At 69.0% G+C, this 19254-nt stretch carries 15 protein-coding genes; 7 read left to right on the top strand and 8 right to left on the bottom strand.

Features of this window, described 5'->3' with window-relative positions:
* Positions 1 to 127: 127 nt before the first annotated feature.
* From AB0L64_RS25185 to lpdA, 4 genes are all read right to left on the bottom strand, one after another.
* Entirely contained in the window at positions 128 to 1906 is a 1779-nt protein-coding gene (locus AB0L64_RS25185; RefSeq protein WP_363713767.1) for a DUF222 domain-containing protein, read from the bottom strand.
* Positions 1907 to 1950: 44 nt separating this feature from the next.
* Positions 1951 to 2838 carry a TIGR01777 family oxidoreductase gene (locus tag AB0L64_RS25180; RefSeq protein ID WP_363713765.1) on the bottom strand — a complete coding sequence of 296 codons (888 nt, stop codon included), beginning with the start codon at positions 2836 to 2838 and terminating at the stop codon, positions 1951 to 1953.
* 99 nt (positions 2839 to 2937) lie between these two features.
* The gene (gene sucB / locus AB0L64_RS25175) at positions 2938 to 4842 is read right to left on the bottom strand and encodes a 2-oxoglutarate dehydrogenase, E2 component, dihydrolipoamide succinyltransferase (RefSeq protein ID WP_363713764.1); all 1905 of its coding nucleotides are present in this window, start codon (positions 4840 to 4842) and stop codon (positions 2938 to 2940) included.
* 139 nt (positions 4843 to 4981) lie between these two features.
* Entirely contained in the window at positions 4982 to 6355 is a 1374-nt protein-coding gene (gene lpdA / locus AB0L64_RS25170) for a dihydrolipoyl dehydrogenase (protein ID WP_363713763.1), read from the bottom strand.
* A 159-nt stretch (positions 6356 to 6514) separates the two neighbouring features.
* Between lpdA and AB0L64_RS25165 the strand changes: the two genes are divergently transcribed.
* Positions 6515 to 6832 carry a hypothetical protein gene (locus tag AB0L64_RS25165; protein ID WP_363713761.1) on the top strand — a complete coding sequence of 106 codons (318 nt, stop codon included), beginning with the start codon at positions 6515 to 6517 and terminating at the stop codon, positions 6830 to 6832.
* Between the two features lie 25 nt (positions 6833 to 6857).
* Here AB0L64_RS25165 and AB0L64_RS25160 read toward each other — a convergent pair whose 3' ends face one another.
* Positions 6858 to 8363: a leucyl aminopeptidase gene (locus AB0L64_RS25160; protein WP_363713759.1), complete on the bottom strand. Its 1506-nt coding sequence runs from the start codon at positions 8361 to 8363 to the stop codon at positions 6858 to 6860.
* Between the two features lie 99 nt (positions 8364 to 8462).
* On the opposite strand from AB0L64_RS25160, the gene gcvT reads away from it, so the two are divergent.
* The 6 genes from gcvT (at position 8463) to AB0L64_RS25130 (ending at position 15998) form a co-directional block, all read left to right on the top strand.
* Positions 8463 to 9575 (top strand): glycine cleavage system aminomethyltransferase GcvT, encoded by a 1113-nt coding sequence (gcvT, locus tag AB0L64_RS25155; RefSeq protein WP_363713757.1) that lies wholly within the window; start codon positions 8463 to 8465, stop codon positions 9573 to 9575.
* Between the two features lie 292 nt (positions 9576 to 9867).
* On the top strand, positions 9868 to 10875 hold the full coding sequence (locus AB0L64_RS25150; RefSeq protein ID WP_363713755.1) for an ABC transporter permease: 1008 nt from the start codon (positions 9868 to 9870) through the stop codon (positions 10873 to 10875).
* A gap of 40 nt (positions 10876 to 10915) precedes the next feature.
* The gene (locus AB0L64_RS25145; protein ID WP_355688538.1) at positions 10916 to 12676 is read left to right on the top strand and encodes an ABC transporter substrate-binding protein; all 1761 of its coding nucleotides are present in this window, start codon (positions 10916 to 10918) and stop codon (positions 12674 to 12676) included.
* 92 nt (positions 12677 to 12768) lie between these two features.
* Complete coding sequence (locus AB0L64_RS25140; RefSeq protein WP_355688537.1) at positions 12769 to 13761, top strand: ABC transporter permease; 993 nt, start codon at positions 12769 to 12771, stop codon at positions 13759 to 13761.
* Positions 13758 to 14936: an ABC transporter ATP-binding protein gene (locus AB0L64_RS25135; RefSeq protein ID WP_363713752.1), complete on the top strand. Its 1179-nt coding sequence runs from the start codon at positions 13758 to 13760 to the stop codon at positions 14934 to 14936. The genes AB0L64_RS25140 and AB0L64_RS25135 overlap by 4 nt, the downstream gene beginning before the upstream one ends.
* An 18-nt stretch (positions 14937 to 14954) precedes the next feature.
* Positions 14955 to 15998, top strand: a complete 1044-nt coding sequence (locus tag AB0L64_RS25130) for a dipeptide ABC transporter ATP-binding protein (protein ID WP_363713750.1) — start codon at positions 14955 to 14957, stop codon at positions 15996 to 15998.
* 55 nt (positions 15999 to 16053) lie between these two features.
* Here the strand turns inward: AB0L64_RS25130 and AB0L64_RS25125 are convergent, their stop codons facing one another.
* The 3 genes from AB0L64_RS25125 to AB0L64_RS25115 are packed head-to-tail and all read right to left on the bottom strand — an operon-like array spanning position 16054 to position 19232.
* A complete protein-coding gene (locus AB0L64_RS25125; protein ID WP_363713748.1) occupies positions 16054 to 17301 on the bottom strand; it encodes a sugar ABC transporter permease in 1248 nt (415 codons plus the stop codon).
* Complete coding sequence (locus AB0L64_RS25120; RefSeq protein WP_355688531.1) at positions 17298 to 18116, bottom strand: ATP-binding cassette domain-containing protein; 819 nt, start codon at positions 18114 to 18116, stop codon at positions 17298 to 17300. Before AB0L64_RS25120 ends, AB0L64_RS25125 begins: the two co-directional genes overlap by 4 nt.
* Before the next feature lie 30 nt (positions 18117 to 18146).
* Complete coding sequence (locus tag AB0L64_RS25115; protein WP_363713745.1) at positions 18147 to 19232, bottom strand: substrate-binding domain-containing protein; 1086 nt, start codon at positions 19230 to 19232, stop codon at positions 18147 to 18149.
* Positions 19233 to 19254 lie beyond the last annotated feature (22 nt).

The following is a 19254-nucleotide window of genomic DNA, read 5'->3' as shown; positions in this document are numbered from 1 at the left end:
GGTGTCGAGCTTGGGGTCGAGCTTGGGGTCGGGCCCAGTGTCGAGCTTGGGGTCGGGCTCAGCGTCGACTTCGGAGTTCAGCTTGGAGTCGAGGTGCGGTGTTGCTGTTTTGGGCAGGCGTGGTGGGTCAGAAAGGCGGGGGACCGAGGGGGCTGGATGACGGGTGGCGTGCGGGTGGGGAGGTTTGGGGGTGGTCGGTTGGGGGCGGGTCTTGTGGGGGTGCGATGGGGCCTCGGGCGGGTGGGACTGTGGTGTAGCGGTGGCCTGTGGGGGTTGTGAGTGTGACCGAGCCGTCGGGGTGAGGCGTTGTGGTCCAGCCCCAGGCCGGGGTGTCTTTGATGACGTGGTGGTACGCGCAGTACGGGATCAGGCCGGCGAGGTAGGTCTGTTTGGATTTCGCGAAGGGGGTTGCGTGGTCGCGGTGGCAATCGCGGGAGGTGCGGTTGCAGCCTGGCCAGGCGCAGACGGGGTGCCGGGCGAGGAGCGTTTCGGTGACGAGTACGCCGGGGTCGTGGCGGGTGGTGGAGGCTTCTAGGACTGTGCCGGTGGTGGGGTCGGTGAGGAGTCTGCGCCAGGTGCCGTCGGCGGCGATGCGGCGGGCCATGTCGGCGGGGATGGGCCCGTAGCCGGTGAGTTCGCAGGGGTCGTCGTCCATGCCGAGCAGCGTGGTGACGGGGATGAGGACCTCGATGTGCGGCCGTCTGCGGTGCTGATCGGGCAGGCGGCGGCCGAGCCAGTCCAGGCCGTTGTGCAGCATGTATTCGAACAGATCCGCCACGGCATCCGCGCGCCGCTGTTCCGCTGTCCGCTTTGGCCCCGCGGCTGGCTCTGGCGGGTCCGACGCTTGTGTGCCGAGCTTCTGTGCGCCAGGCACCGCCCGTTCCGATACTCCGGATTGGTGGGCGGCGTTGGTGGGTGGGGTGGATTCAGGAGTCGGGATGGTGCGTTTGGCGAGGGTGGCCATGGCTTGGATGACTACCCACATCTGCTGGATCTTGTCGGCGGTGTGGACGACCCAGAGGCCGGCCATGCCGTCGGAGAGGGGCACGATCTTGCAGGTCCGCTCGGTTGCGGCGGCTCGGTGGTGATCGGTGCCGCCAGGCGCGGCGTTGCGAGTGGTGTGCTTGGCGACCTGGCGGCGCAGAGAGGCGTTCAGGTTGGCGTGGGTCTGGCCGGGGGCGCGGCGCAATACGTGGGATTCGACGGCGTGCGCGGCGGCTGGGGGCAAGGGGCGGGTGGCCTCCGAGATCGCTAGTGCCTTGGACCAGGTGAGGGCCCCGCATCGGAGTGCTGTGTGGGTCGCGGTCAGCGCGCCGGTCAGATGGAGGGCGGTGTCGATGTGCCGGCCGACTGTCTGGGGCGACAGTTTGAGGGCGGCGGCGATCTCCGCCGACCAGGACCGCTCGGGGTCGATCGGGCGTCCGTGGGAGTCGAGTTGTGCCGGGCGGGGTGTGTCGACGGACTGAGCCTTGCGTTGCCGGTAGAACGACGCCATCGCGGCGGCCTTGATGGACGCGGCCCAGGCTTCCATCCGGGACGCGGCCTTCATCGCCTCGATCAGGGCGACGGGCGACTCGAGCTGCGGCCGCAGCTCTTGCAGGGCTGCCGCCAGCTCGGCGCCCGGCGGGAGGGACACCCACGCGGGCGCCTTCAGGCGCAGCATCTCCCGCTCGGCGGCGTCCTGATCGACGCCGGCCCACAACTCCCATTCGAGTTCGTCGACGCGCGACATCGGCGGCAGGTCGTCGTACAGATCCTCTTCGCTCAGGAAGCGCGGAGGCTGTGGGTCGTCAGGGTCGTACAGATCGTCGGGCGGAGGCCTGTACTGGTCCGCCTCGGCAGTCGTGAACCACGGCTCGGTCGGCGCTGGTGCGCCGAGGGGTGGGTTGATCGCGACGGCCGTCATGCGAGTACATTAGAACACCTGTTCGATTGGATCAAATCGAACAGCTAGGCGAGGGCGGCGGAGATGGCGGTGGTGATGGTGGGGTGGTGGAAGGTGAAGCCGGTGGATTGGAGGCGGGTGGGCAGCGCCCGTTTGCTGCCGAGGAGTTCCCAGGCGAATTCGCCGAGGGCGAGCTTCATGAGGATCGCGGGCACCGGGACGAACGCGGGGCGGTGCAGGGCGGTGGCCAGGGCTTCGGTGAGTTCGGAGTTCGTTGCGGGTGCCGGGAGGGCGACGTTGACGGGGCCGCTCACGGCGTCGTTCTCCGCGACGTGCCGGACGGCGCGGATCCAGTCGGTCAGCGAGACCACCGGGAAGTACTGCGTCCCGGAGCCGAACCGCCCGCCCAGGCCGATGCGGAAGGGAAGGGAGAGGAGTTGAAACGCCGGAGCCTTGCGGTCGAGGACGACGCCCGTGCGCAAAGCGGCCACCCGGCTGCCTGCCGCGCGGGCCGGCTCGAGTGCGCCCTCCCACAGCCGGACGACGTCGGACAGGAAGCCTTCACCGAGTTCGGAGTCCTCGGTGAGGATGCGGTCGCCGAGATCGGTGCCGTAGCCGCCGATCCCGCTCTGGGTGATCAGCACCGGTCGCCGGTCGAGCTGTCCGGCGGCCGCGGCCAGCGTCGCGGTCGTCGCGATGCGGCTCTCGCGGATCGTGCGGCGGTACGTCGGTGTCCACGGGCGGCCGATGTTCGCGCCGGCCAGGTTGACCAGGACGTCGGGATCGTCGAGCGCGCTCAGGTCGAGATCACCCGCCGCCGGGTCCCAGCGGACCTCGTCCGGGGCCGACGGCGGCCGCCGGACCAGCCGGACGACCTGGTGGCCGTTGGCAACCAAGTCGCGGGCGAGGGCCCTGCCGAGGAAACCGGAGGCGCCGGCCAGTAGGTACTTCATCCCGTTCAGCTCCTTGTCCGCTCACACCTGGCGCGTCAACATAACAGCGCCGGTGCCCATCTCCGGGGAGACGGGCACCGGCGCCGGTGTCCGATCGGATCAGACGTCGAACTGGGCCTCTTCGAGGCGCTGCTTGACCGCCGTCAGGTAGCGGGCCGCGTCGGCGCCGTCGACCAGGCGGTGGTCGTAGGTCAGGGCCAGGTACACCATCTGCCGGATCGCGATCGTCTCGCCGAGCTCCGGGTGGGTGATGACGACCGGGCGCTTCACCACGGCGCCGGTGCCGAGCATGCCGACCTGCGGCTGGTTCAGGATCGGGGTGTCGAACAGCGCGCCCCGGCTCCCGGTGTTGGTGATGGTGAACGTGCCGCCCGCCATCTCGTCCGGCAGCACCTTGTTGTTACGGGTGCGGTCGGCGAGGTCGGCGATCTTCTTCGCCAGGCCGGCGATGTTCAGGTCGCCGGCGTTGTGGACGACCGGGACCATCAGGCCGCGCTCCACGTCCACCGCGATGCCGAGGTGCTCGGCCGCGTGGTACGTGATCTCGCCCTTCTCCTCGTCGATCGACGCGTTCAGCTTCGGGTACTGCTTGAGCGCGTCGACCGCGGCCAGCGCGAAGAACGGCAGGAACGACAGCTTGACGCCCTCGCGGGCCTCGAACTCCGCCTTCTTCGCGTTCCGCAGCCTGGCGATCTCGGTGACGTCGACCTCGACCACGGTGGTCAGCTGGGCCGACACCTTCAGGCTGTTGACCATGTGGGCCGCGATCGCCTTGCGGATCCGGCTCATCTTCTCGGTGGTACCGCGCAGCGGGCTGATCGGCGCTGCCTTCGCGGCGGCCGGGGCCGGAGCCTGGGCGGCCGGCGCCGGTGCGGCCGCGGCGGCCTTCTTCGCCTCGGCGGCGGCGATCACGTCCTGCTTGCGGATGCGGCCGCCGACGCCGGTGCCCTGTACGGCGTTCAGGTCGACCTCGTGCTCGGCCGCGAGCTTGCGGACCAGCGGGGTGACGTAGTTCGGGCCGTCGGCGGCGGCGCCGTTCGGCGACACGGACGGAGCGGCCGGCGCCGGAGCAGCCTGGGCAGGAGCGGGAGCCTGGGCCGGAGCGGGAGCCTGAGCAGCCGGAGCCTGAGCAGCCGGAGCCTGCGCCGGAGCGGCAGCCGGTGCGGGAGCAGCAGCCGGGGCCTGAGCGGGAGCCGGAGCCTGAGCGGCCGGAGCGGGGGCCGGAGCCGGCGCAGCGGCGGGAGCAGGAGCGGCGGCAGGAGCAGGAGCGGCGGCAGGAGCCGGGGCCTCGGCGGGCGCGGCGGCGGCCGGGGCGGCCGATCCCGAGCCGACGATGGCCAGTTCGGCGCCGACCTCGACGGTTTCGTCCTCGGCGACCTTGATCTCCAGGAGCTTGCCGGCGATCGGGCTCGGGATCTCAGTGTCGACCTTGTCGGTGGAGACCTCGAGGAGCGGCTCGTCGACGGCAACGTCGTCGCCGACCTGCTTCAGCCAGCGGGTGACCGTACCCTCGGTCACGCTCTCACCGAGCGCGGGCAGTGTCACCGACGTACCCGAAGCAGACCCGCCGGCAGCCTCAGCGGCAGGCGCCGGAGCAGCAGCCTCGCCGGCCGGAGCGCTCTCCGCCGGCGCAGCCGCAGCAGCCGCAGCAGCCGCAGCAGCCGGAGCGGCCTCGGCAGCCGGCTCAGGAGCAGCCTCGGCCGCGGGCTCAGGAGCAGCCTCGGCGGCGGGCTCGGCCGGAGCCGCAGGAGTGGAGCCGGCCTCGCCGGCGTCGCCGATGACGGCCAGTTCCGCGCCGACCTCGACGGTCTCGTCCTCGGCAGCCTTGATCTCGAGCAGGGTGCCGGCGACGGGACTCGGGATTTCGGTGTCGACCTTGTCGGTCGAGACCTCCAGCAGGGGTTCGTCCACGGCAACCGTGTCACCGACCTGCTTGAGCCAGCGGGTGACGGTTCCTTCGGTGACGCTCTCCCCGAGGGCCGGCAGGGATACAGAGGTCGGCATGACGGTCGTTGCTCCTTCGTCTGATCGGTCGAGTGTCAGCCTACGGTGCCGCCTGAGCGCGCGGGATCCGGGTCACACGGACCCGCACGCTGCACACGGCTCTAACCTACTCGGGCAATCCAGCAGGCTGCCGGGTAGCTCAGTCATGGAAGTGCAAAGGTTTCCCGGCGAGCGCGAGGTGGGCCTCGCCGAGGGCCTCGGTCTGGGTCGGGTGCGCGTGCACGAGCGGCGCCACGTCCGCCGGGTACGCCTCCCAGTTGTAGATCAGCTGGGCCTCGCCGATCAGCTCGCCGACACGCGAACCGACCATGTGCAGACCGACGACCGCACCGTCGCGGGCGCGGACGAGCTTCACGAAGCCCGCGGTCTTCAGAATCTGCGACTTGCCGTTGCCGCCCAGGTTGTAGTTGAGGATCTCCACGTCGCCGTACTTCTCCCGGGCCTGCTCCTCGGTCAGCCCGACCGACGCGACCTCGGGCTCGGAGTACGTGACGCGGGGGATACCGGCCTCGTCGATCGGCGTCGGCGCCAGGCCCGCGAGGTGCTCGGCGACGAAGATGCCCTGCTGGAACCCGCGGTGCGCGAGCTGCAGCCCCGGCACGATGTCGCCGACCGCGTACACGCCCGGCACGCTCGTCTGCAGCGTCGCGTCGACGGTCACGAACCCACGGTCGAGAGCGACACCTACCTCTTCATAGCCGAGGCCCGTCGTGTTCGGCCCGCGGCCGACCGCGACCAGGAGGACCTCGGCCTCGATGACCTCGCCGCCCGCGATCCGGACCTGCACCCCGGAATCGGTCAACGAGACCGACTCGAACGGCGTACCGGTCTTGAACGCGATCTTCCGCTTCCGGAACGCGCGCTCCAGCGTCTTCGAACAGTCCGCGTCCTCGGCCGGGACCAGCCGGGGCAGCGCCTCGACGATCGTCACGCGCGTGCCGAACGAGGTCCACGCGGACGCAAACTCGACGCCGATCACGCCGCCGCCGAGGATCACCGCGGACTCCGGCACCCGGTCCAGGGTCAGTGCGTGCTCGCTCGCGATCACCCGGTGCCCGTCGAGCTCGAGACCGGGGAGCGAGCGGGAGTAGGAGCCGGAGGCAAGAATGATGTTGCGGCCGGTGTACGTCGTGTCGCCGACCTGGACCGTGGTGGGGGAGGTCAGCCGGCCCTCGCCCTCGATCACCGTGATGCCGCGGGCCTTCAACTGACCCTGCAGCCCCTTGAACAGCCGGTCGACGACGCCGTCCTTGTACTTGTTCACACCGCCCATGTCGACGCCCTCGAGCGTCGTCCGGACACCGAACTGCTCACCCTCGCGGGCCGAGTCCGCGACCTCGGCGGCGTGCAGCAGCGCCTTGGTCGGGATGCAGCCGCGGTGCAGACAGGTCCCGCCGACCTTGTCCTTCTCCACCACCGCCACCGACAGGCCGAGGGTCGCGGCGCGTAGTGCGGCGGCATAGCCACCGCTGCCGCCGCCGAGAATCACCAGGTCGTACGTCGTACCAGTCACAGGTTCCTCCGGATCGCGGGTTCCAACCTCGGCGTCATCTTGTCACCGATCGCGGCCGGATCCATCCCCGGGCCGCCCGTGGCGCGCAGGCCGGATCCGGCCGCAACCGTTATCCAGGATTTCGGCCGGGACTTGCACAGATAGTGGACACTTACTCCCATGAAGTGGTTCGGTCGCCGGCAGAAAGCCGGAACGATGCGCCGGTCGGACAACCCCGACCAGGCGCACCTGCGGGAGTTCGCGCAGACCCGTCAGGGAGTGGAGGGCTTCGTCGAGCCGCGGACCGCGGTGACCGACTACACCCTGCTGCTGGTCGCGGTCGACGGCGAGTGGACCCGGCGCCGGGTCCCGTCGGTCAAATGGGCGCACGACTTCGCGAACCGCCTCGGCATCCCGTCGTACGACGCGGCCGTCGTCGGCTACCCGCCCCGGATGCGTGAGTACAACGCGCGGATGAAGCGGAACGGCGGGGCCTGACCACCGGCCAGACCCCGCACAGGACTCAGCTCGCCGAGGCGGCGAGTTCCACCAGGGTGCGGACGGCGTAGCCGGTGCCGCCGTTGGGGGTGTAACCGGAGGCGCCGCCGTCGTTGAAGGCGGGGCCGGCCACGTCGAGGTGCACCCAGTCGATGCCATCGGCAACGAAGTCGCCGAGGAACGCGGCCGCCGCGAGCGCGCCGCCCCATGCCTCGCCGGTGATGTTGGCGAGGTCCGCGACCTTGGAGTGCGACTTCAGCTTGTCGAGCATCTCGGCCGGGATCGGCAGCGGCCACATCGACTCGCCGGCCGCCACCGCCGCGTCCACCACTCGGTCGCGGGCGGCGTCGGTGTTGCCGAACGCGCCGGCCACCTTGGTGCCCAGGGCAACGACGCACGCGCCGGTCAGGGTGGCCACGTCGACGATCAGGTCGGGCTGGTCCTCGCCGGCCCGGACCAGCGCGTCGCCGAGCACCAGCCGGCCCTCGGCGTCGGTGTTCAGCACCTCGACGGTCTTGCCGCCGTACATGGTCAGCACGTCGGACGGGCGGGCCGCCGACCCGGACGGCATGTTCTCGGCCATCGCGGCGTACGTCGTCACCTGGACCGGCAGCTCGAGCCGTGCGATCGCGATCGTGGCGCCGATCACCGCGGCGGCACCGGCCATGTCGGACTTCATGCTGACCATGCCGGACGACGTCTTCAGCGACAGGCCGCCGGAGTCGAACGTGATGCCCTTGCCGACGAACGCGAGATGCGTGACTGGCTTGCGCGGCGTGTAGGTCAGCCGGACGAGCCGCGGCGGGTTGGCCGAGCCCTGGCCGACCCCGAGGATGCCGCCGTACCCGCCCTTCGCGAGCGCCTTCTCGTCGAGCACCTCGACCTTGACGCCGTACTCCTTGCCGAGCTTGACCGCGCCGGCGGCGAACTCGGCCGGGTGCAGGTCCGACGGCGGGGTGTTGACCCAGTCCCGCACCTGCGCGACGGCCTCCGCGGTCACCTGGGCCCGCTCGAGCGCGGCCTTGGCCTCCTTGTTCCGGGCCAGGTCGGTCAGCACCGTCAGGTTGCCGGGGGCTTCGGCCGGGCCGTCGGAGGACTTGTACGCCGTGAACGAGTAGCGGCCCATCAGCGCGCCCTCGGCGATCGCCCGCACGCACTCGGCGTCCGGCGTCGGCAGCGCGAAGGCGACCGACTGCGCCGCCTTGGCGGCGCGGACGCCGGTGCCGGCCGCGGCCCGCAGGTCCTCGGTCTTCAGTTCGCCGTCGGGCGCGGCGCCCAGGCCGACCGCGATCAGCGTGGCCGACTTGCCCGGCTTGTTCAGGTGGGGCCCGGGCACCTTCGTCACCTCGCCGGTCTTGCCGGTGGCGCCGAGACCGGACAGCACCTCCACCAGCTTCCCGCCGTACGCGGCGTTCAGCGACTCGGTACCGGCCGGCAGGGTGACGCCGCCGCCGAGTTTGACCACGCCGATGACCACGGCGTCGCTCTTGACGCCGGCGGCATCTGACTTGCTCAGGGTGATGGTGGTCACGAAATCCTCAGTCCTCCTTGACCGGCGACTCAGATGCGCCGGTCGTGACGGTACGTGCAAGCTGCCTCCGCATGCTACGCGTCAGGTAGTTTGCGCTCCATGACCACGTCACCGACACCGTCGACCGAGTTGAAGAAGTCCCCGCTGCACGAGCGCCACGTCGCGCTCGGCGCCAAGTTCGCCGAGTTCGGCGGCTGGGAGATGCCCCTGGAGTACTCCGGTGTGGTGGCCGAGCACACCGCGGTGCGGACATCGGTCGGAGTCTTCGATGTCAGCCATCTCGGCAAGGCCACGGTCAAGGGACCGGGCGCCGCGGCGTACGTGAACGCGTGCCTGACCAACGACCTCGGCAAGATCGCGCCCGGGCAGGCGCAGTACACGCTGTGCTGCAACGAGCGCGGGGGAGTGGTCGACGACCTGATCGCCTATCTGCACGCCGACGACGACGTGTTCCTGATCCCGAACGCCGCGAACACCGCCGAGGTCGTCCGCCTGCTCCAGGCCGGCGCCCCGGACGGCGTCGAGGTCACGAACGTGCACGACGACTACGCGATCCTCGCGGTGCAGGGCGCGCACAGCGACGAGGTGGTGTCCGCGATCGGGCTGCCGACCGGCCACGACTACATGTCGTTCGCCACGGCCGACGTCGACGGTACGCCGGTGGTGGTGTGCCGCACCGGGTACACGGGCGAGCGCGGTTTCGAGCTCGTCGTACCGAACGCCGCCGCGGTGGCCGTGTTCGACGCGCTGCTGGCAACCGGCGAGCAGTACGGCATCGTCCCGGCCGGGCTCGGGGCGCGGGACACGCTCCGGACCGAGATGGGGTACCCGCTGCACGGTCAGGACATCTCGCCGGACATCACGCCCGTCCAGGCGCGGTCCGGCTGGGCCGTCGGCTGGAAGAAGGAGCACTTCTGGGGCGACGAGGCCCTGCGGGCCGAGAAGGAGCGCGGACCGGCCCGGATCCTGCGCGGCCTGCTGGCCACCGGCCGGGGTATTCCGCGGCCGCACATGTCCGTTCTGGCGCATTCCGGAACGGCGCTCGGTGAAGTGACGTCCGGCACGTTCTCGCCGACGCTGAAGAAAGGTATTGCGTTGGCACTGCTCGACGCGTCGGTGAAAGAAGGCGAACAAGTGACCGTCGACATCCGCGGCCGCAAGGAAACCTTCGAGGTCGTGAAACCGCCCTTCGTGACGGTCCACGTGCGCTGACCGCGATCTGCACCGTTTGTGTCTTTTCGTTACATTGCGTGAGATCTTGGCACAAAATGGCCACTGTCGGTGCTGTGCCGACGCGTTTTGCGCAGGCTCGACTGCGGGCAGTGACGAAATGGGGCAAATGTTCCATCGGGGTACGCGGTCCGGTAACGATTTGTGCACTGCTGCCGGACACCGCTGGTTTGGTGTCACGGTGTCGGGCAGGCTAGCGCGCGGCTGTGCGGACAACGCCTGTCAAGAGAATTTGACGGACCGAAATCCGGTCGACTGAAGCTACGGAGTGCGAATGACAATTGGGTCACCCGACTCGACCGTGGGGATCGAAGAACACCCGGCGTCGGCGGAACCAACTCGGGGTTCTGCTGTACCGCACGGCAAGTCCCCCACCCGGGTGGCAGTGGACCGGCTCCGCAAGGACCGAGTCGCCGTGGTCTGCGCCGGAGTGGTGCTCTTCTTCATCCTGATCGCGGTCCTGGCACCGTTGCTGACCAAGATCGAGGGCAGCGACATCGGCACGTTCCACCCGGAGCTCGTCGACGAGTACGGCTTCCCGACGTTCGCCGCCAACGCGCAGCACTGGTTCGGCGTCGAGCCGAAGACCGGGCGGGACAACTTCGCCCGCTGGGTGTACGGCGCCCGTCCGTCGCTGGTCGTCGCGTTCGTCGCGACGCTGTTCGGCACCATCGTCGGCGTGCTGATGGGCCTGCTCGCGGGCTTCCTCGGCGGCTGGGTGGACCGGGTCATCTCCTGGCTGGTCGACTTCGTGCTGAGCCTGCCGTACCTGCTGTTCGCGATCGCGCTGGTGCCGATCGTCGAGAGCATGCGCGGCGGGTCGTTCAACCTCTCGCCCGAGGAGCAGGCCTCGACCCGCTTCATCGTGCTGATCTTCGTGCTGTCGTTCTTCGGCTGGGCCGGTCTGGCCCGCATCATCCGAGGCGAAGTGCTGTCCCTGCGCGAGCGTGAGTTCGTGCTCGCGGCGAAGGCCATCGGCGTCCCGACCTCGCAGGTCCTGTTCAAGGAGCTGCTGCCGAACCTGGTCGCGCCGATCGTGATCTCGGCGTCGCTGGCCCTGCCGGCGTACGTGACCGCGGAGGCGGGACTGTCCTTCCTCGGCGTCGGTCTGATCGAGCCGGTCCCCTCCTGGGGCCAGACGATCGCGACCGCGACCAACTGGTTCAAGGCGGACCCGCTGTACCTGTGGCTGCCCGTGCTGGGTATCACCGCGCTGGTTCTGGCGCTGGCCCTGCTCGGTGACGCAGTCCGCGACGCCTTCGACCCCAAGACTCGCCGGTAGCCCGGCGTTGCCCCAGCGGCAGAAAAGGAGAAACACAACAATGCAGTGGAAACGGATCACCGCTGTCACGGCGACGGTCATGCTGGCCGCCGTGGCCTGTGGCAGCCCGTCGTCCAACAGCGGCAAGGACGGGGCCAACGCGGGTGACGCGGGTACGGCCCAGGAGAAGGCCACCGACGCGACCGCGAAGGGCCCGGCTCCGGAGCTCGAGGGTGCCAAGAAGGGCGGCACCGTGAGCGTCCTGTCGGACGTCTCGCCGGACACGATGGACCCGACGAACATCTACTTCACCGACACGAACCAGATCGGCAAGTTGATGTACCGGGCGCTGACCCAGTACCGCCTGGACGGTGACAGCCACAAGCCGGTGCTCGTTCCGGACCTCGCCGAGGACCTGGGCACGAAGTCTGCCGACGGCCTGACTTGGACCTTCAAGCTGAAGAAGGGCATCAAGTACATGGACGGCACGCCGGTGAAGGCGGCCGACTACGCGTACGCGATCAAGCGGTCCTTCGCGCACGACCTGTACGACGCCGGACCGGTGTACCAGGACCAGTACTTCAAGGACGGCAAGACCTACAAGGGCCCGTACGGCCCGAACGGCGCCAACTACTCCGGTGTCGAGACGCCGGACGACAACACCCTGGTCATCCACCTGGCGGAGAAGTTCGACGACCTGCCGTACTACGCGGCGTTCCCGATGTTCACGCCGATCCCGCAGGCCAAGGACACCAAGAAGTCCTACGACCTGAAGCCGATGACCACCGGCCCGTACCAGGTCGACTCCTACACGCCGGGTTCGGAGCTGAAGCTCAAGAAGAACCCGAACTGGGACCCCAACACCGACCCGGTGCGGTACCAGTACCCGGACGCCTTCGACTTCAAGTTCGGTCAGGACACGCTGAAGGTTCAGCGTCAGGTGCTGGCCAGCAACGGTCCGGACGCGAACGCGCTGAACTACTCCGACCTCGACTCCAGCCTCGTGCCTGAGGTCAAGGACCAGAGCCAGCTCGTCACCGGTCCGCAGCCGTGCACCACGGTCTGGGGCCTGGACACCCGGAAGATCCCGATGGAGGTCCGCCAGCTGATCGCCAAGGCGTACCCGTTCGACACCTACCGCAAGGTTGCGGGTCTGACGCCGAAGAGCGCCATCCCGGCGTCGACGATCATGCCGCCGGCCGTTCCGGGCTACGAGAAGTACGAGCTCCCGGGCCTGGTCGGTACCGGCAAGGGCGCTGAGGACCCGGCCGTCGCGAGCGAGGTCAAGGCGAAGCTGAAGGAGCTCGGCAAGGAGAACTTCGAGCTCAGCTGGTACTACGCCAACGACGACAAGATCGCCACGCAGGTCACCCAGCTGCGGACCCAGGTCTACACCTCGGCCGGCTTCAAGGTGAAGGCCATCGGTGTCGCGAAGGCCAAGCTGCGGACCTTCCGCAACGACCCGGCTGCTCCGGTCAACATCGGCCAGGGTCCGTCGGGTTGGTGCTCCGACTGGCCGTCGGGTGCCAGCTGGTTCCCGGTCCTGTTCCGGTCCGACGCCGTCGAGCTGAGCAACAGCATCGGCATGCTGCAGGACAAGGCGCTGGACGCCGAGCTCAACCGCGTCAACGCCCTGAGCGCTGACGAGCAGCTCAAGGAATGGCCGAAGGTCGACAAGATGATCATGGAGAAGTACCTGCCGCTGATCCCGCTGTACTACAGCGCGAGCAACTACCCGGTGGGTAAGAACCTCGGCCACGTCATCAACGACCCGACGCAGGGTCTGCCGGAGTTCACCTCCATCTTCCTGAAGCAGCCCTGATCGGCCTTCGGGTAACAGCAGTCTGATCGTCTGACGACGGATGGTGGCCGGACCCCGGTCCGGCCACCATCCCTCAGCGAGGAGAATCCTTCGTGCTCTACTTCGTGGCGCGCCGGCTGGTGAGCGCGCTGAGCGTCGTGCTGGTCACGCTGATCGTGACTTTCGCGCTGTTCTTCGTTGCGCCGACCGACCCGGCCGGCGCGATCTGCGGTGATCGCAACTGCACCCAGGAGCGATACAACGAGATCAAGGAAAACCTGCACCTGGACCGGCCGCTGGTGCAGCAGTTCACCGAGTACACGGTGGGCATCTTCGCCGGACGTACCTTCGAGACGGCCGGCGTCAAGCAGCACTGCTCGGTGCCTTGCCTGGGCTTCTCCTTCAAGAACGACCGGCCTGTCACCCAGATGCTGAAAGAGCGACTACCGGTCACGGTGTCGCTGGTCGCCGGCTACGCGGTGATCGTCCTCACGATCGGTGTCTTCGTGGGCTCGATGGCCGCGAAGAGACGGGGGACGCTGGGCGACCGCGCGCTGATGAGCAGCACGCTGATCCTCAGCTCGGTGCCGTACTACATCGTGGCGCTGATGATCTCCCTCTACCTGACGATCCTCTACCAGATCCTGCCGCGCGGCGGATATACGCCGTTGACCGAGAATCCGGTGTCCTGGTTCACCGGGCTGCTGACCCCGTGGTTGGTGCTCGGTCTCTACAGCTGTACGCAGTACGCGCGGTACTCGCGCGGCTCGATGGTGGAGGCGCTCAGCGAGGACTACATCCGGACCGCGCGGGCCAAGGGCCTGTCGGACCGGGTCGTCACCTACAAGCACGGCCTGCGCTCCGGCATGATCCCGGTCATCACGATCTTCGGCCTGGACATCGCCGGCAGCCTCTCGGGCGCGATCTTCACCGAGCGGATCTTCGATCTGCCGGGCCTCGGCAACCTGGTGCTGGAAAGCCTGAGCAACTACGACCTGCCGCTGATCATGGGCACGGTGCTGGTCTCTGCGGCCATCCTGGTCGCGATGAACTTCCTCGTCGACATCGCCTACTCGCTGATCGACCCGCGGGTGAGGCTCGCATGACGACACCAGCCAACGACGACGGTAAGGACGTTCAGGACAACATGCCGGAAACGTCGGAAACGCCGGCCGCGGACGCCGGCGCGGCCGCGGCCAAGCGCGGCCCGGCGGTCGCCACTCGTGAGCGCCGCCAGGGCGCGACCAACCCGAGCGGCGAGACGCCGTACCTGGTGGTCGAGGACCTGGTCGTCAAGTTCCCCACCGCCGACGGCGTGGTGAGCGCGGTGAACGGGCTGAGCTACTCGGTCCCGCTCGGCCGCACGCTCGCGATCGTCGGCGAGTCCGGTTCCGGCAAGTCGGTGTCCAGCATGGCCGTGATGGGCCTGCACGACCGCAAGCGGACCCGGATCACCGGGTCGATCCGGCTCGGCGGCGAGGAGCTCATCGGCCTGTCCGAGAACGACCTGATGAAGGTCCGCGGCGACGCGGTGTCGATGGTCTTCCAGGACCCGCAGTCCTCGCTGCACCCGCTGTACACGATCGGCAACCAGTTGGTCGAGGCGTACCGCGTGCACCACAAGGTCTCCAAGGAGGTCGCGAAGAAGCGGGCCCTGGAGATGCTCGACCTGGTCGGCATCCCGAACCCGCAGCGCCGGTTCGCGCAGTATCCGCACGAGTTCTCCGGCGGTATGCGGCAGCGCGCGATGATCGCGATGAGCCTGATCAACGACCCGAAGCTGGTGATCGCCGACGAGCCGACCACGGCCCTCGACGTCACCGTGCAGGCGCAGATCCTGGACCTGCTGAACAACCTGCAGAAGGAGTTCGGCTCCGCGATCGTGCTGATCACCCACGACCTCGGGGTGGTCGCCGAGATGGCCGACGACGTCCTGGTGATGTACGCCGGGCGCTGCGTCGAGTACGGCACCGCCGAGGACGTTCTGGCGAACCCGCGGATGCCCTACACCTGGGGCCTGCTCGAGTCGATCCCGACGGTCTCCGCGGCGAACGAGAAGCTGCGTCCGATCAAGGGCCTGCCGCCGTCGCTGCTGAACCTGCCGGGCGGCTGCTCGTTCAACCCGCGCTGTCCGTACAAGGACCGGGTCAAGGGCGAGCTCTGCACGACGCAACTGCCGGAACTGCTGCCGGTCGACGGCGCCGGTGCGCACACGTCCCGTTGTCACCTGCACGACAAGGTCTCGATCTACGAGACCGAGGTCGCGCCGAGACTGGGCTGACGAGGGGACTGAGGAGCCATGAGCCAAACTGTGAGCGAAACCGGGAGCGAGACTCTGCTGCAGGTCCGCGACCTGAAGATGCACTTCCCGATCAAGGAGGCCGCCGGCCTCGGCCGGACCAAGAAGGTCGTGCAGGCCGTCGACGGCGTCGACTTCGACCTGAAGGCGGGCGCCAGCCTGGGCCTGGTCGGCGAGTCCGGCTGCGGCAAGTCGACCACCGGCCGGATGATCACCCGGCTGCTGACGCCGACGTCCGGCCAGATCCTGTTCAAGGGCACGGACATCGCGCAGCTGAAGGAGAAGGACCTCCGTCCGTTCCGCCGCCAGCTGCAGATCGTCTTCCAGGACCCGTACAGCTCGCTGAACCCGCGGCAGACGGTCAGCAACATCATCAGTACGCCGCTGCGCGTCCACAACCTGGTGCCGAAGGGCAAGGAGCTCGGACGGGTCCAGGAGCTGCTGGAGCGGGTCGGCCTGAACCCCGAGCACCACAACCGCTACCCGAACGAGTTCTCCGGCGGTCAGCGGCAGCGCATCGGCATCGCCCGGGCGCTCGCGGTGGAGCCGGAGGTGATCATCGCCGACGAGCCGGTGTCCGCGCTCGACGTGTCGATCCAGGCACAGGTGATGAACCTGCTCGAGGAACTGCGCAAGGACCTCGGCATCGCGTTCGTGTTCATCGCGCACGACCTCGGCGTCGTCCGGCACTTCTGTGACGAGGTCGCGGTGATGTACCTCGGCAAGATCGTCGAGCAGGGCAGCCGGGACCAGATCTACAACGCGCCGCAGCACCCGTACACGCAGGCGCTGCTGTCCGCGGCACCGGACCTCGGCACGATCCGCGGCGTCCCGCCGAAGGAGCGGATCCGGCTGGTCGGCGACGTACCCTCGCCGATCGACCCGCCGAGCGGCTGCCGGTTCCGGACCCGCTGCTGGAAGGCAGAGGACATCTGCGCCACGCAGGAGCCGCTGCTGGAGATCAAGCCGCAGTCGAGCACCGGCCACACGGCCGCCTGCCACTTCGCGGAGCCGAAGGTCGATCTGATCGCGGAAACCGCCTGAGCGCAAGTAAGCCCTCCGTCAAAGGCGACGGAGGGCTTACTTGTGTCTTGACTGGTTATGCTCGCCCATGCGCCTGCCGGCTGCGGCGGCTGAGCGAGTCGATGGTGACGGCGATCAGCAGGACGCCCGCGGTGACGATGTAGCGGACGTTGGAGTCCAGGCTGAGCAGGGCGAGGCCGTTGGAGATCGACATGATCACCAGCGCGCCGAGCAGGGCGGAGTACGCCGAACCGCGGCCGCCGAACAGGCTGGTGCCGCCGATGACGGCCGCCGCGATGGCGTTCAGGTTGGTGTCCGTACCGCCGCTGGCCTGCCCGACCGCGACCAGCCGGGCCGCGGCGAGGATGCCGCCGACGGCCGCGAACGTCGAGCACGCCGCGAACACCGTCAGATAGATGGTCCGGACGTTGATACCCGCCCGCCGGGCGGCCTCGACGTTGCCGCCGACGGCGAACACCGAGCGGCCCCAGCGCGTCCGGCGGACGGCGAGGTCCGTGATCACCACCAGCGCGAGGAACAGCAGGAACATCGACGAGACGCCGCGGTCGCCGTTCAGGATCGCGACCGGGATCAGGAGCACGACCGCGAGGCCGGCGGCCTTGATCGCGATGACCGAGGTCGGCGCCGCGGACAGACCGGCGGCCGCCCGCGCCGTCCGGCCCTGCAGCCGGGTGAGTGCGTAGGCGACGACGACCAGCGCGACCAGTGCGTAGGCCATCGCGGGCGGCAGGAAGCTCCGCGTCGCGAACCCGACCAGCGCGGAGTCGTACGGCAGGTTGATCGTGCCGTCCTTGCCGAGCACAAGCAGTTGGAGCCCGAGGAAGCCGAGCAGACCGGCGAGCGTGATCACGAAGCTCGGTACGCCGAACCGCGTGTACAGCAGACCGTAGAACAGGCCGACGGTCACGCCGAGCGCGACGCCGGCGACCAGCGACAGGACGAGCGGCCAGCCCTGGTTGACGAAGGTGACGCCGACGAGTGCGGCCGCGACACCGCTGACCGAACCGACCGAGAGGTCGATCTCGCCCAGCAGCAGGACCAGGACGATGCCGAGGGCAATCACTCCGACCGAGGTGGTCTGCAGCGTGAGGTTGACCAGGTTGCGGCTGGACAGGAACGAGCTGTTCGCGATCTGGAAGACCACCCAGATGATGACCAGCCCGACGACCACCGGGACCGATCCCAGGTCACCGGAGCGCAGCCGCGCGGTGAACGCCGACACGGCGCCGCTGATCCCGCTGCTCGCGATCAGCCGTTCGTCCTGGAGGTCGGCCGGAAGCTGGGCCGAGTCTTGCGCGGTCATGAGTCCTCCCGGCTTCGGCGCGCGGCGCGCTCGGAGACGGCGTTGTCGGTGGCGCCGGTGATCGCGGCGATGATGTCTTGCGTCTTGGTCTCGCTGACCACGAAGACGCCGTTGTTGCGGCCGAGCCGCAGCACGGCGACCCGGTCCGCGACCGCCATCACGTCGGCCATGTTGTGGCTGATCAGGATGACGGCCAGGCCGCGTTCGCGCAGCCGCTCGACCAGATTGAGGACCTCGGCGGTCTGAGCTACGCCGAGGGCCGCGGTCGGTTCGTCCAGCATCACGACCTTGGGCCTGCCGAGCAGGCTGCGGGCGATCGCGACGGTCTGCCGCTGGCCGCCGGACAGGCTGGCGACCGGGATCCGAACCGACGGGATCTTGGCGGAGAGCTGGCGGAGCAGTTCCCAGGACTGCCGCTCCATCTCGACCTCGTCGAGCACCCGCCCCTTGCGGAGCTCGCGGCCCAGGTACAGGTTCGCGACGACGTCGAGGTTGTCGCACAGCGCCAGGTCCTGGAACACGGTCGCGATGCCGAGTTGCTGCGCCTCGGCCGGGCTGCCGACCCGGACCGGCCTGCCGTCGAACACCATCGACCCGTCGTCGGCGGTGTAGACGCCCGCGATGGTCTTGACCAGCGTGGACTTGCCGGCGCCGTTGTCGCCGACCAGCGCCAGCACCTCGCCGGCCCGGACGTCGAGCTCGATGTTCTTCAGGGCCTGGACGGCGCCGAACCGTTTGGAGATCCCCTGCAGCGTCAGCACCGTGCCGGCGCCGACGTCCAGGGGAGCGGGAGTAGCAGGTGGAGTCACAGTCACTCGATCAGCCTCCTGGGCATATCCTGCTGGTCAATTTGTGGTAAGGCCAGCATTCAGGCATGCGGCCGCGAAGGACGCGGTGCAGATGTCGGTGACCTTGTAGATGTTGTCCTTGACCACGGTGTCCTTGATGTTGTCCTTGGTCACCGCGACCGGGTCGAGGATCGTCGACGGTACGCCGTTCTTCTCGGTGGTGGACTCCGGCTTGCCGCCGTTCGCCAGCGCCACGGCGCCCTTGGCGGCGGCCTCGGCCTGCGGCTTGACCGCCTTGTAGATGGTCATCGCCTGGTCGCCGGCGACGATCCGCTGGATCGCGGCCAGTTCGGAGTCCTGCCCGGTGACCGGCGGCAGCGGCGTCACGCCACCGCCCTTGAGCGCCGCGATCGCGCCGCCCGCGGTGCCGTCGTTGGCGGCGTACACACCGACCAGGCCGTTCTTGATCGCGCTGAGCTGGCCTTCCATCCAGGCCTGCGCCTTGTCCGGGCTCCAGTCCGGGGTGTCGAACTCGGCGGCGACCTTGTAGCCGCTGGAGTCGAGCACGCTGTGCGCGCCCTTCTTGAAGTCGGCGGCGTTCGGGTCGGTCGGCGAGCCGTTGATCATGGCCAGGTTGCCGGAGGTCTTGCCGGCCGCCTTGAGGGCGTCGACCAGGGTCTGGGCCTGCAGCTTGCCGACCGCCTCGTTCTCGAACGACACGTAGTAGTTGGCGTTGTCGATGAACCGGTCGTACGCGACCACCGGGACGTTCTGGCCCTTGGCGGAGTTGACCACCGCGGCGGCGGCCTTGCCGTCGACCGGGTCGAGGACGAGCACGTTCGCGCCTTGGGTGAGCGCGGCCTCGGCCTGCTGTTGCTGCTTCGCGGCGTCCTGGTCGGCGTTGCTGTAGATCAGCTCGCAGTTCCCGCAGGCCGCCTTCAGCGCCTCGGTGAACAGCGGGCGGTCGAGCGCTTCGTACCGGGTGGTCTTCGACTCGGGCAGCAACAGCGCGATCTTCTTCGCGCTGCCTGAGCCGCTGCCGGAGTCGTCGCCTCCGTCGTCCTGGCCACAGGCCACCAAGGAGACGGCGAGGGCCGAGACGGCGATGCCGAGCCCGACGAGACGTGTTGCGGAGAGGGACATATGGCGACTCCTTGACGGAACA

Source organism: Kribbella sp. NPDC051936 (genome assembly GCF_040680955.1).
Taxonomy (GTDB): Bacteria; Actinomycetota; Actinomycetes; order Propionibacteriales; family Kribbellaceae; genus Kribbella.
Note: the sequence above shows the minus strand (reverse complement) of the source record. Positions and strands in the feature narration are given on the sequence as shown.

What these genes read in the sequence shown, in the direction of transcription:
- AB0L64_RS25185 (WP_363713767.1), bottom strand. Translation starts at nt 1,906, where the DNA reads ATGACGGCCGTCGCGATCAACCCACCCCTCGGCGCACCAGCGCCGACC.
- AB0L64_RS25180 (WP_363713765.1), bottom strand. Translation starts at nt 2,838, where the DNA reads ATGAAGTACCTACTGGCCGGCGCCTCCGGTTTCCTCGGCAGGGCCCTC.
- sucB (WP_363713764.1), bottom strand. Translation starts at nt 4,842, where the DNA reads ATGCCGACCTCTGTATCCCTGCCGGCCCTCGGGGAGAGCGTCACCGAA.
- AB0L64_RS25165 (WP_363713761.1), top strand. Translation starts at nt 6,515, where the DNA reads ATGAAGTGGTTCGGTCGCCGGCAGAAAGCCGGAACGATGCGCCGGTCG.
- gcvT (WP_363713757.1), top strand. Translation starts at nt 8,463, where the DNA reads ATGACCACGTCACCGACACCGTCGACCGAGTTGAAGAAGTCCCCGCTG.
- AB0L64_RS25150 (WP_363713755.1), top strand. Translation starts at nt 9,868, where the DNA reads ATGACAATTGGGTCACCCGACTCGACCGTGGGGATCGAAGAACACCCG.
- AB0L64_RS25145 (WP_355688538.1), top strand. Translation starts at nt 10,916, where the DNA reads ATGCAGTGGAAACGGATCACCGCTGTCACGGCGACGGTCATGCTGGCC.
- AB0L64_RS25135 (WP_363713752.1), top strand. Translation starts at nt 13,758, where the DNA reads ATGACGACACCAGCCAACGACGACGGTAAGGACGTTCAGGACAACATG.
- AB0L64_RS25130 (WP_363713750.1), top strand. Translation starts at nt 14,955, where the DNA reads ATGAGCCAAACTGTGAGCGAAACCGGGAGCGAGACTCTGCTGCAGGTC.
- AB0L64_RS25125 (WP_363713748.1), bottom strand. Translation starts at nt 17,301, where the DNA reads ATGACCGCGCAAGACTCGGCCCAGCTTCCGGCCGACCTCCAGGACGAA.
- AB0L64_RS25115 (WP_363713745.1), bottom strand. Translation starts at nt 19,232, where the DNA reads ATGTCCCTCTCCGCAACACGTCTCGTCGGGCTCGGCATCGCCGTCTCG.